Source organism: Reyranella sp., assembly GCF_965279625.1.
Lineage (GTDB): Bacteria > Pseudomonadota > Alphaproteobacteria > Reyranellales > Reyranellaceae > Reyranella.
Genome location: NZ_OZ257251.1, coordinates 1155296 through 1167636, shown reverse-complemented (window position 1 = coordinate 1167636; position 12341 = coordinate 1155296). Strand labels below are relative to the sequence as shown.

7 protein-coding genes are annotated in these 12341 nt (G+C 64.9%); 5 read left to right on the top strand and 2 right to left on the bottom strand.

What is annotated here, in order from left to right:
- Positions 1 to 732 (top strand): SDR family NAD(P)-dependent oxidoreductase, encoded by a 732-nt coding sequence (locus tag ACQY78_RS05570; protein WP_428683552.1) that lies wholly within the window; start codon positions 1 to 3, stop codon positions 730 to 732.
- A 1-nt stretch (position 733) separates the two neighbouring features.
- Here ACQY78_RS05570 and gnd read toward each other — a convergent pair whose 3' ends face one another.
- On the bottom strand, positions 734 to 1711 hold the full coding sequence (gene gnd / locus ACQY78_RS05565; protein WP_428683550.1) for a phosphogluconate dehydrogenase (NAD(+)-dependent, decarboxylating): 978 nt from the start codon (positions 1709 to 1711) through the stop codon (positions 734 to 736).
- A gap of 52 nt (positions 1712 to 1763) precedes the next feature.
- Here gnd and ACQY78_RS05560 point away from each other — a divergent pair, with 52 nt between their 5' ends.
- On the top strand, positions 1764 to 2270 hold the full coding sequence (locus ACQY78_RS05560; protein ID WP_428683548.1) for a gluconokinase: 507 nt from the start codon (positions 1764 to 1766) through the stop codon (positions 2268 to 2270).
- A gap of 17 nt (positions 2271 to 2287) precedes the next feature.
- Here the strand turns inward: ACQY78_RS05560 and ACQY78_RS05555 are convergent, their stop codons facing one another.
- Entirely contained in the window at positions 2288 to 3544 is a 1257-nt protein-coding gene (locus tag ACQY78_RS05555) for a hypothetical protein (RefSeq protein WP_428683546.1), read from the bottom strand.
- Between the two features lie 149 nt (positions 3545 to 3693).
- On the opposite strand from ACQY78_RS05555, the gene ACQY78_RS05550 reads away from it, so the two are divergent.
- The 3 genes from ACQY78_RS05550 to glgB are packed head-to-tail and all read left to right on the top strand — an operon-like array spanning position 3694 to position 12337.
- Complete coding sequence (locus tag ACQY78_RS05550) at positions 3694 to 6831, top strand: alpha-1,4-glucan--maltose-1-phosphate maltosyltransferase (protein WP_428683544.1); 3138 nt, start codon at positions 3694 to 3696, stop codon at positions 6829 to 6831.
- Positions 6828 to 10133 carry a maltose alpha-D-glucosyltransferase gene (treS, locus tag ACQY78_RS05545; protein WP_428683542.1) on the top strand — a complete coding sequence of 1102 codons (3306 nt, stop codon included), beginning with the start codon at positions 6828 to 6830 and terminating at the stop codon, positions 10131 to 10133. The genes ACQY78_RS05550 and treS overlap by 4 nt, the downstream gene beginning before the upstream one ends.
- The gene (gene glgB / locus ACQY78_RS05540) at positions 10130 to 12337 is read left to right on the top strand and encodes a 1,4-alpha-glucan branching protein GlgB (protein ID WP_428683540.1); all 2208 of its coding nucleotides are present in this window, start codon (positions 10130 to 10132) and stop codon (positions 12335 to 12337) included. Before treS ends, glgB begins: the two co-directional genes overlap by 4 nt.
- Positions 12338 to 12341 lie beyond the last annotated feature (4 nt).

Here is a 12341-nt window from a genome sequence, read left to right as displayed (position 1 = left end):
ATGACCTCGCTCGTCGGCAAGGTCGCGCTGGTGACCGGCGCCTCGCGCGGCATCGGGCGCGCCGTGGCGCTCTCGCTTGCCCGGGAGGGCGCTGCCGTGGCCGTCAACTATCGCGAGCGGGCGGCCGATGCCGACGAGGTCGTGACGGCCATCCGCAAGGGCGGGGGCAAGGCGATGGCCGTGGCGGCAGACGTGTCGGATGGCGGAGCTGTCGCCGGCATGATCGCCTCGGTCGAGCGCGAGCTGGGGCCGATCGACGTGCTGGTGAACAATGCTGGTCTGGCGATCATGACCGGCATCGACGATCTCACCGAGGAGCAGTTCGACCGCACGATCGCGGTCAACCTCAAGTCGGCCTTCCTCTGCACCAAGGCGGTCTTGCCGGGCATGCGGGCTCGCAAATGGGGCCGCATCGTCAACATTTCCTCGGGCGCGGCCCGCGGCGCGGGCGGCATCGGCCCGCACTACAATGCCTCCAAGGCGGGCATGGAGGGACTGACGCGGGGCTATGCCGCGCGGGTCGTGAAGGACGGAGTCACCGTTAATGCCGTGGCGCCCTCGCTGATCGAGACCGACATGGTCCGCGGAGGCCTCGCTTCATCGCCGGACCGCATTCCGCTTGGCCGTTTCGGGACCTCGGAGGAATGTGCCCAGGCGGTCCTGATGGTGATCGGCAATGCCTACATGACCGGCCAGACCGTGGGCTTGAGCGGCGGACTGTCGTTTCTCTGACTTACTTCTTCGGCTCGACGTGGCCGCCGAAGGCGTGGCGCATGGCCGAGAGGAGCTTGTTGGCCGTGCCTTCGCGGTCACGTGAGCGGAAGCGGGCGTAGAGCGCCGCGGACAGGACATCGGCCGGCACGGCTTCCTCGATGGCGGCATTGATCGTCCAACGGCCTTCGCCGGAATCCTCGACGAAGCCCGAGTACTTGGAGAGGGCAGGGTCCTCCGCCAAAGCTGCCGAGGTCAGATCGAGCAGCCAGGAGCTGACGACGCTGCCGCGCCGCCAGACCTCGGCGATGTCGGCGAGGTCGAGGTCGTAGCGCCGCTCCGCCGGTATCGCTTCGGAGGAGACCTTGCGCAGGATCTCGAAGCCCTCGGCATAGGCCTGCATCAGCCCGTACTCGATGCCGTTGTGCACCATCTTCACGAAGTGGCCGGCGCCGCTCGGGCCGCAATGGAGGTAGCCGCGCCCGACGCGGGGATCGCGCGCCTCGCGCCGGGGCGTCTTCGGGATCGTGCCTTCGCCTGGACTGAGCGCGGCGAAGATCGGGTCGAGCCGTTCAACAGCTTCCTTGTCGCCGCCGATCATCAGGCAGTAGCCGCGCTCCAGGCCCCAGACGCCGCCGCTGGTGCCGCAGTCCAGATAGTGGATTCCCTTTTCCTTCATCTCGCGCGCGCGTCGGACATCGTCCTGGAAGAAGGCGTTGCCGCCGTCGATGATCGTATCGCCGGGTTCCAGCAACCGGCCCAACTCGGCCACGGTCTGCTCGGTGATCTCGCCGGCCGGCAGCATGACCCAGACATTGCGTGGCTTGGCCAGCTTGGCGACCAGATCGGCCAGATCGGCGGCGCCGGTGACGTTATGTCCGACGAGAGCCGCGACCGCCTCCGGGTTCTGGTCGAAGACGACGCAGTCGTGTCCGTGCCGCACCAGCCGGCGCACGAGGTTGGCGCCCATCCGCCCCAGGCCGATCATGCCGAGCTGCATTCTTCTCTCCCCTGCGTTTCCTGATCCCGGTCCCATGATAAGCTGACCGGCAATGAAGACCATCGTCGTCGTGATGGGCGTCTCGGGATCGGGCAAGACCACCGTCGCCAGCCTGCTGGCCGAACGGCTCGGCTGCGCGTTCCAGGATGGCGACGATCTTCACCCACGCCAGAACGTCGAGAAGATGAGAAGCGGTACACCGCTGAACGACGCCGACCGCCTGCCCTGGCTGGAGGCCATCGGCAGGTGCCTCGATGGCTGGCGGGAGAGGGGGGAGTCGGGCGTCGTCACCTGTTCGGCGCTGAAGCGCGCTTATCGCGAAATAGTCATCGGCGGGCGCCCCGATGCGAGCCTCGTCTATCTGAAGGGAACCCAGGCGCTGATCCACGACCGTCTCGTGGCGCGAACCTCGCATTTCATGCCGGTCGGCCTGCTCGACAGCCAGTTCGCCGCCCTGCAGGAGCCAGCGGAGGACGAACGGCCGATCATCGTCGATGTCGGCCCGCTTCCATCGGCGATCGTGAGCGAGATCGTTCGGAGCCTTCGAGCGCGGCGCTGACCGACGCTGGGGGGCGATCAGGGCAGGGAAGGCAGTGCAGCGAGTTCGTGAAAGAGATCGATTATGCCGTCGCGGTTGGCGCCGCCGCGATAGCCCATCGCCACCCGCAGGAACGGCTGTCCGGCTTCAGGATCGGGCTCGATGAGCTCGTAGCGGTCGGCGCGAGAGCCAAAGGATCCGCCTTTGTCGAGTTTGAGAGTCCTGCGGGCGATCTCGTCCTCGACGCGATGGAGCAGGCGAACATGCGACGACGCATCGCCATTCCGCAGTCTGATCGCGCAGAAGGGCGCAACGGCGCCCGGCGAGATCAGAGAGGGATGGCATCGATCGTCAAACAGGATCGAACCTGTACCGATTGCCGCTGCCAGCGCGGCATTGTTGGCGAACAGGCGGCTGGTGTACTGGGCCAAATAGGAGCGATCGAGGAACCAGGGTGCCGACAGCGCTCCCATTTCGTCGAGGGTCAGGCCGCTGCCGGTGAGGGCGCGGATATGCTTGAGTTCGTCTGCCGTCGATACAGCGTCGAACGCGGATCCTACCCGAACGAAGAGCTGGATGATCCCGACATTCGCCAGCTCCAACCCCGCCTGATCGAGCTTCAGACCGGACCTGAAGATTGCGGCGAACGACCCTTCGAGGCTTGCCAGCCAACCCGACAAATCCACATCCAAGCCCGTTAGCGTCGTGTCCAGCAACAATGCCTGCCGAGCGCGCGGTACGAGAGCCGGATCCGAAAGCCCGAACTGACCGTCGCAATGGACGGGTTCGCCAATCAGCACATCGACACGTGCCTCGCTGGGATCAGCAGGTGCGAAGACACTGCGAGGCCACAGAGCGAGCAGTCCCGTGGTTTCAAAATACCGACCGGCGTGAAGCATCGTGAGAGGGCGTGAGGGCGCGCCGGGACCCGATGACGCCCTGCGGGCGATCAGGTGGAGAAGGCACGAAAGTGCTGCTTGTCCGCTCCGGCACAGAACGCGCACGGACTGCCAGCCGGATGGCACGGGGTGACACAGCGGCGTGCGCCTTTCGAGCCAGTCGGGATCGAGATCTCGCTCGTAGCCGAATCTGACGCTCTCGCCATCGGGCATGCGCGACGCTTCGCCTTCGCACGGGCTTTTCAAGGTTGCATCGGCCGGACGGTGCGCCTTGGACAGCCATTCCCTTCGCAGGCCAACAACGGCCGCGTCCAACCCGCCCTGCTTAATATGACTGTTGACCGAGCCCAGTTCTGCCCGTCGTGCGAGGGACAGGAGATCGTCGCGGTCGCGCAAGTTTTCGGACGGTGGGAGAGGCATTGGTAATGCGAACGTGCCTGCTCGCGAATTGTTCCGTGCGCCCGGGCGATCTTCGCCGTGCAACCTCTTGGAAAGCGCGGGGTTTCTTGACCATGAGGGAGAGAACGAGTTTGGGGGCGCCGGTCGTGCCCGCCACCGTGAAGGGGAGTGCCGTTACGGTGCTCCATGTTGACCTGCGTCGGCTGGGCGACATGCGCACCTTCGAAACGATCGTGCGCGAGGCTGCCGCCATCGGGTTCAATCATATCTGTGTCGGGCCCGTTTTCGACGTTGGCACGGGCGCCGACCCTCTGTTGGTCTCGGATCACGCCCGCTCGGTTACCTCCTTGGCAAAGATAGGGACGCCGGCGGTGCTCGTGCGAGCACTGAGGCAGGCCTGTGAAAGGGCGGGACTCGCTCTGTTCGTCGATATCGTTCTTGCTCGCATCTCCGCGGGCGGGGCATCTGCGAAGGCGCTGAGGGGCATTTACGACAGCCAGCCGGGCGTCAATCCGCTCGATCCCAGGGTTGACCGCCGAGTGGCGACGTCTCTCCTCCTGCGCGCAGATGCGGAGGAGCCCGCCTCTGAATGGTGGGCGCAGCGGATTGCGGAACTAGTGGCCGCGGGTGCCCAAGGGTTTCGCATCGTCGGGCTTTCGGACCTCCCTCCCTATGCGTTGCCTCGGATTCTGGACCGTGCTCGCAGCAAGACGGCCTGCGCCTTCTGGGGGTGGACGCCCGGGTTGGCGTGGTCCCGCGTCGACGAACTGGTTGATGCAAGTTTGTCGGCGGTATTCGCTTCGACCTGTTGGTGGGACGGCCGGGCTACCTGGTACGTCGAAGAACATGAATTGCTGCGGCGGATAGCCCCTGTAATCGGTGTGGCGCGCGCACCGTTCGATGCGGAAGCCCAACCGCCGAACCTGGCTGCCCGGACCTTGATGGTGGCCGCCGCAACGTCCGATGGTCTGCTGGTTCCTCAGGGATGCGCCGCCGAAATGCTGCGGCAGGCCATCAGCCTTTCGGATGAAACAGCTGGCAAGGGCAGGGTCGGGGGGCTGCGTCCCCTCACCAGCCCGGCGGAAGCCGTCACCGTCCTGCTGCGGACCGATTCCGCCGATGCGCGCACAGCCAGCCACTGCAGCATCATCGCGTTCAACACTGATCCATTCGCGACTCGTGATCTGCCTCTGGATCTCGCAATCCTGCCGCCGGTAGCGGGTGCTGCCTTGGGCGTGATGGACGGCAGCGAGCCCGTCAGTCTGGAACCGGGAGAAGTTCGTGTGCTCGACGTGAGACCGACGCCACCAGTGCGCAACGGCAAGAAGTCCGGCAAGCGCGAAGCCGGTGCCGCCGCTGCAAAATCGCCCATCGTCATCGAACGCGTGAGCCCTTCCGTAAACGCAGGTGAGTTTGCTACCAAGCATGTGGTCGGCCGGCCAATGGTCATCGAGGCCGATATTTTCGCCGACGGCCACGATCTGCTGAGCGCTGAAGTCATCTGGTGGTCAGCGGACGAAGACGAACGTCGGTCGGCGAAGCTAACTCATATCGCCAACGATCGCTGGCGCGCGACGATCACACCGGACCGGGTCGGCCGCCACTATTTCTCCGTCGAAGCGTGGCGCGACGAATATGGCAGTCTGGCACACGGCCTGGAGGTCAAGCATCGCGCCGGGATCGATGTTGCCGTCGAGTTGACGGAAGCAACCCTCTTCCTTGAGGAGCTGGCCAAGGCACCGAAGATCAAGGCGCTACTTGCCGAGGCGAAGGCCTCGGATCCGGCCGCCTCGGTTGCGCTGCTCACGTCCGTCGACTCCCGCGCGACCGTCGCTGCCGCTGCCGAACGGCGGTTTCGCACTGACGAAGGCCCGTTTCCGGTGGAGATCGAACGGCCGCAGGCCGAATTCGCCGCCTGGTACGAACTCTTTCCGCGCTCGATCACGGACGACGTTCGCAGACATGGCACGTTCGACGACGTCATTGCCGCCTTGCCGCGCGTGCGGGCAATGGGCTTCGACGTTCTTTACTTCCCCCCGATCCATCCGATCGGCAGGGCGAACCGCAAAGGACCCAACAACACTCTGACGCCTGGCCCCGACGATGTCGGCAGCCCCTATGCGATCGGCGGCGAGGACGGTGGGCACGACGCGATCCACGCCCAGCTTGGCACCCCGGAAGACTTTCGCCGCCTTGTTGTCGCGGCGCGAGAGCAGGGGCTCGAGATCGCTCTCGACTTCGCCATCCAGTGCTCTCCTGACCATCCGTGGCTGAGAGAGCATCCGGACTGGTTCAAGCGTCGGCCCGACGGCACCATCAAGTACGCCGAGAACCCGCCCAAGAAGTACGAAGACATCGTGAATGTCGACTTCTACGCCAAGGGCGCGGTTCCGTCGCTCTGGCTCGCTCTGCGCGACGCGGTGCTGCATTGGGTGGAAGAGGGCGTCCGGATCTTCCGCGTCGACAATCCCCACACCAAGCCGTTGCCGTTCTGGCATTGGATGATCGGCGACGTCCGCGGTCGCCATCCCGACGTCATGTTCCTGTCGGAGGCCTTCACCCGGCCGAACATGATGTACCGGCTGGCCAAGGTCGGGTTCTCGCAGTCGTATACCTACTTCACGTGGCGTAATGGCAAGCAGGAGATCACCGACTATCTCGTCGAACTGTCGACGACAGAGGTCGCGAACTACTTCCGGCCAAATTTCTTCGTCAATACGCCCGACATCAATCCGTTCTTCCTGCAGAGCTCCGGTCGCGCGGGCTTTCTGATCCGCGCCGCTCTTGCCGCCACCTTGTCCGGCCTGTGGGGTGTCTATTCAGGCTTCGAGATCTGCGAAGCCGCGGCGCTGCCGGGTCGCGAGGAATACCTCGACTCGGAGAAGTACGAAATCAGGCCGCGTGACTTCAACGGGCCGGGGAACATCGTGGCGGAAATCACGATGCTAAACCGGCTGCGCAAGTCCCATCCAGCGCTGCAGAGCCATCTTGGGGTGACTTTCTACAATGCCGGAAACGACCAGATCCTGGTCTACGGCAAGCGCGTCCCAGGCGCCGCAGACATGGTTCTCGTCGCCGTGAGCCTCGATCCCCATCGTGTTCAGGAAACCGGGTTCGAAATCCCCCTGTGGGAATGGAAGTTGCCCGACGACGGTACCATCGAGGCCGAGGATCTCGTGCGCGGAAACCGCTTCGCCTGGCACGGCAAAAACCAGCACCTTCGCCTCGACCCAACCATCCTTCCCTTTGCCATCTGGCGCCTGTCGCCCCGGAGCGCCGCATGAACGCACCTGTCGCCGATACCCCCGTCACGCTTCCAGTTGCGACCGACCCGCAATGGTACAAGGACGCGATCATCTACCAGCTTCACGTGAAGTCGTTCTTCGACTCGAACAACGACGGCATCGGTGATTTTCCTGGCCTGATCTCGCGCCTTTCCTACATTGCCGAACTGGGCATCAATACGATCTGGCTGCTGCCGTTCTACCCGTCGCCGCGCCGGGACGATGGCTATGACATCGCGGAGTATACCGCCGTACATCCCGAGTACGGGACGCTCGACGACGTGAAGCGCCTGATCGAGGAGGCCCACAAGCTTGGCATCCGCGTCATCACCGAGCTGGTGATCAATCACACGTCCGACCAGCACGCCTGGTTTCAGCGCGCCCGTCTTGCCCCGCCGGGATCGCCTGAGCGCGACTTCTACGTATGGTCGGATACCGACCAGAAATACGAAGGCACGCGCGTCATCTTCATCGATTCCCTGCGGTCCAACTGGACCTGGGACCCCGAATCCAAGGCCTATTTCTGGCACCGCTTCTACTCCCATCAGCCCGATCTGAATTTCGACAACCCCGCCGTGCTCGAGGCGATCCTGGGCGTGATGCATTTCTGGCTCGACATGGGCATCGACGGGCTGCGGCTCGACGCCGTACCCTATCTCGTTGAGCGCGAGGGCACGAACAACGAGAACCTGCCCGAGACGCATCAGGTACTGAAACGTATCAGGGCAGAGATCGACAGGGCCTATCCGGGGCGCATGCTGCTGGCCGAGGCCAATCAATGGCCCGAAGACACCAAGGAATATTTCGGCCAGGGAGACGAATGCCACATGGCGTTCCACTTCCCCCTGATGCCGCGCATGTACATGGCGCTGGCGCGCGAGGACCGGTTTCCCATCACCGACATCATGCGGCAAACCCCGCAGATCCCCGACAATTGCCAATGGGCGATCTTCCTGCGGAACCACGACGAGCTGACGCTCGAAATGGTGACGGACTCCGAGCGCGATTATCTGTGGGAGACTTACGCCACCGACCGGCGCGCGCGGCTCAACCTCGGCATCCGTCGCCGGCTCGCGCCGCTGCTCGAGCGCGACCGACGCCGGATCGAGTTGATGAACTGCCTGTTGCTCTCGATGCCGGGGGCGCCTGTCATCTATTACGGCGACGAGATCGGCATGGGCGACAATATCCGGCTGGGCGACCGCGATGGCGTGCGCACCCCGATGCAATGGTCGCCGGACCGCAATGGCGGCTTCTCGCGAGCGGATCCGGCGGCACTCGCTCTGCCCACGATTATGGATGCGCTCTACGGCTATGAAACGGTGAATGTCGAGGCACAGACCCGGGACGTGCATTCCATCCTGCATTGGACGCGAAAGATGATTGCCGTACGGCGTACCCATGCGGCTTTCGGGCGAGGCACGCTGCGCTTCATCTATCCAAAGAATCGAAAGGTGCTGGCCTATCTTCGCGAACTCGACGGCGAAGTCATTCTCTGCGTCGCGAACGTCTCGCGGACGCCTCAGGCAGTCGAGCTCGACCTTTCGGAGTTTGCGGGCCGTGTGCCGATCGAGCTGAATGGCGGGTCGCTGTTTCCGCCAGTGGGCCAGCTCACCTATCTGCTCACCCTGTCGCCGTACGGGTTCTACTGGTTCATCCTGGCCAGCGAGACCGAGGCGCCGTCGTGGCACACACCTGCGCCGGAACCGCTGCCCGACTACGTCACCGTCGTGCTGCGCGGACCGTTGGGTGAGGGCGTGCAGGCTGCCGCGCCTGTGTTGGAGCGGGAGTCGTTGCCACCGTATCTTGCCAAGCGGCGGTGGTTCGGCGCCAAGGACAAGCCCCTGAAGTCCTCGCGCTTCGCCTATCTGGCACGGCTCCCCGGGGGGGGTACGCGCGACCTTCTCATGAGCGAGATCGAGGTGACGGCGGGCGACGAGACCGGCCGCTGGCTGCTGCCGTTGTCGGTGAGCTGGGAAGACGAGCAGAGTTCGGCGCTGCCCTCGCAGCTTGCCTTGGCGCGGGTACGAAAGGGACGCCGTATCGGCTTGCTCACCGATGCCTTCGCAGTACCTGAGTTCGCGCGGGAAATGCTGGCTGCCATGGCGACCGGGGCCACGATCGACGGGCCGGAGGGCAAGATCGTCTTCGAGTCCATGCCTGACAAGGCGGAGCTATTGAACCGCCCGGCAGATGCGGCAGTCATGTGGCTCACCGCGGAGCAGTCGAACAGCTCCCTGATCGTCGACGATGCGGTCATGTTGAAGATATTCCGGCGCATTCAGGCGGGTGAACACCCCGAGGCCGAGATGAGCCGTTATCTCACCAGCCAGAGTTTTGCCAATTCGCCGGCGCTGCTGGGCGAAGTGAGCCGGATCGGGCCTGACGGCGAACGTCATGCCCTAGGCATCGCGCAGGCCTTCGTGCGGAACCAGGGGGATGCCTGGACCTGGACTCTGAACCAGTTCAACCGCGCCCTCGACAATCTCGCCAGCCGGGAGGCAACCGCCGACTCGCGTGACGACGATATCGAGGACTATCACGCGTTCGCGGGGACGATCGGCCGTCAGCTTGGTGCCATGCACCAGGTCCTTGCCCGCCCGACTGACAACGAAGCGTTCTCGCCGCGCACTGCCGGTCCGGAGGACGTGGCGGCGTGGAGCGCGCGGGCGGTTGCACTGCTCGATCAGGCGATGGACGCGATTGCGGGCGTCACGACTTGGGAGAACGAGGCGGCGGCGGCGGACGCAAGGCGCCTTCTCGAGCGGCGCAAGGCGCTGACGGCGCTGCTTCAGCAACTCGTCGAGAGCGGCCTCGACTCGGTCGTTACGCGCATCCATGGCGACTTCCATCTCGGTCAGGTACTGATCGCCAGCGCCGACGCGTACATCATCGACTTCGAGGGTGAACCCGCCCGGCCGTTGGAGGAGCGACGGCGCAAGGCTAGTCCCATGCGCGACGTGGCGGGTCTGTTGCGCTCGTTCGACTATGCGGCTGCCGCGACCCTCGATCCGAAAAATCTGATCGCAAACCGGATCCCACCGGCGCGCCGACTGACGCTTGTGACCCGGCTGCGCAGGGGTGCTCAGCGGGCCTTCCTCGAGGCCTATCGCGCGGCCACGGTCGGCCTGACGGGCATGGACCGCGGCGACCTCCTTGACTTCTTCCTGGCGGAGAAGGCTGCCTACGAGATCTGCTACGAGGCCGCGAACCGGCCGGCATGGATACCGATCCCGATGTCTGGCCTGTCTCGCCTCGCAGCCCGCTTGCTGAGGGAAACGCCTCCTCAGGAAAGCGCATGAGCGGGGTAACGCCTGTGGGCCAGCTCGATCGACATTCGGCGGAGGCCTTGGCGGCTGGGAGGCCCCTCGACGCATTCGCCGCGCTCGGACCGCACGAAGACGGCTCTCACCGGATCGTGCGCGTGTTCGTGCCGGGCGCCGAGGGGGTCGAGATCGTGGGGCGAGACGACGGGCGATCTTTGGGTACGTTGTCGGCGGGACTCGTGTCCGGGTTGTTCGAGGGACCGGTCGCGCGGGCTGGCGCCTACCTGCTGCGGATCCAGTGGCCCGGCGCCCTCCAGGAGACGGAAGATCCCTATGCCTTTGGCCCCGCCCTGGGCGACCTCGATCTTCATCTGTTCAATGAGGGGCGACACTTCGAACTGGCCGAAGCCCTCGGTGCCAATGCCCTGTCGATGGACGGGGTGGAGGGCGTGCGTTTTGCGGTGTGGGCACCGAATGCCCAACGCGTGGCGGTGATCGGCGACTTCAATTCCTGGGACCGGCGCCGGCATCCGATGCGCCTGCGGCCATCTGCGGGCGTGTGGGAGATTTTCATCCCGCGTCTGGGTGCGGGAACCCGCTACAAGTTCGACATTCTCGGACCGGACGGCGGACGTGTGCCCGACAAGGCAGACCCGGTCGCCCAGCAGGCGGAGCTGGCGCCTGGCACGGCGTCGATCGTCGCTGCCCCGGCTGCGGGCTTGCGTTGGAATGACGAGGACTGGATGGCCGGTCGGGCCGACCGGCAGTCGGCAGCGTCTCCGATCTCCATCTACGAAGTGCATGCCGGCTCGTGGATGAGGCAGAAGACAGGGGCGGGTGCTGCAGAGCGTCCGCTCTGGGATTTCCTCGCGGAGCGGCTCATCCCTTACGTCAAGGAGATGGGCTTTACCCATGTCGAACTGCTCCCTGTGACGGAGCATCCGTTTGGCGGCTCGTGGGGCTATCAGCCGCTCGGCCTGTTCGCGCCTGCGGCGATCTATGGCCCGCCGGAATCGTTCGCCCGCTTCGTCGACGAAGCCCATCGCGCCGGAATCGGTGTGCTTCTGGACTGGGTCCCCGCACACTTCCCGACCGACCCTCACGGGCTGGCGCGCTTCGACGGCACGGCTCTCTACGAGCATCTGGATCCGCGCGAGGGCTACCATCACGACTGGAATACCTACATCTACAATTTCGGCCGGCGTGAGGTGCAGGGATTCCTGATCGCCAGCGCGTTGCACTGGCTGGAGCGCTTCCATGTCGACGGGCTGCGCGTCGATGCCGTGGCCTCGATGCTGTATCGCGACTACAGCCGGCCGGCTGATGCATGGATTCCCAATGTCTACGGCGGACGCGAGAATCTCGAGGCGATCGGCTTCCTGCGCCATCTCAACGCCGTCGTCGGCGAGCGCTGTCCTGGCGCCATCGTGGTGGCCGAGGAATCGACGGCCTGGCCCGGCGTCACGGCGCCGTTGCCGGAGGGGCTCGGCTTCTCGTTCAAATGGAACATGGGCTGGATGCACGACACTCTGCAGTACATCGAGCACGAGCCCATCTATCGCGCCTACCATCACGACAAGATGACCTTCGGTCTGGTCTATGCCTTCTCCGAGCGCTTCGTGCTGCCGATCTCCCACGACGAAGTGGTGCACGGGAAGGGGTCCCTCATCGGCAAGATGCCCGGGGACCGCTGGCAGCGATTCGCCAACCTGCGCGCCTATTTCGGATTCATGTGGGCGCATCCCGGAAAGAAGCTGCTGTTCATGGGCTGCGAAATCGCCCAAGAGCGCGAGTGGAACCACGACACCGAAATCGACTGGCAGCTGCTCGACGACGGGGCGCACGCCGGCATTCAGCGCCTGGTCCGCGACCTCAACCACCTCTACGCCGCCGAGCCTGCCTTGCATGAGACCGACTGCGATCCTTCGGGTTTCTCCTGGATCGTGGGCGACGACCGCGCCAACTCGGTCTACGCGTTCTTTCGCACCTCATCCTCGGCCCCGCCGCTCCTCGTCGTGTGCAACATGACGCCGGTGCCGCGTTACGCCTATCGCATCGGCGTGCCCAAAGGGGGCCGTTGGCGGGAGGTCGCCAACACCGATTCCCGCTTCTATGGCGGCAGCGACCTGGCCAACGACGGCAGCGTGACGGCCGTCGAAACGCCGTCACACGGGCACTCCCATTCCATCCAACTCACTTTGCCGCCGCTCTCGACCGTGATCCTGCGCAGCGAGGATTGAGCTG

Bases quoted from the DNA above. Each gene is read 5' to 3' on its own strand.
- ACQY78_RS05570 (WP_428683552.1), top strand. From the start codon at position 1: ATGACCTCGCTCGTCGGCAAGGTCGCGCTGGTGACCGGCGCCTCGCGC.
- gnd (WP_428683550.1), bottom strand. From the start codon at position 1,711: ATGCAGCTCGGCATGATCGGCCTGGGGCGGATGGGCGCCAACCTCGTG.
- ACQY78_RS05560 (WP_428683548.1), top strand. From the start codon at position 1,764: ATGAAGACCATCGTCGTCGTGATGGGCGTCTCGGGATCGGGCAAGACC.
- treS (WP_428683542.1), top strand. From the start codon at position 6,828: ATGAACGCACCTGTCGCCGATACCCCCGTCACGCTTCCAGTTGCGACC.
- glgB (WP_428683540.1), top strand. From the start codon at position 10,130: ATGAGCGGGGTAACGCCTGTGGGCCAGCTCGATCGACATTCGGCGGAG.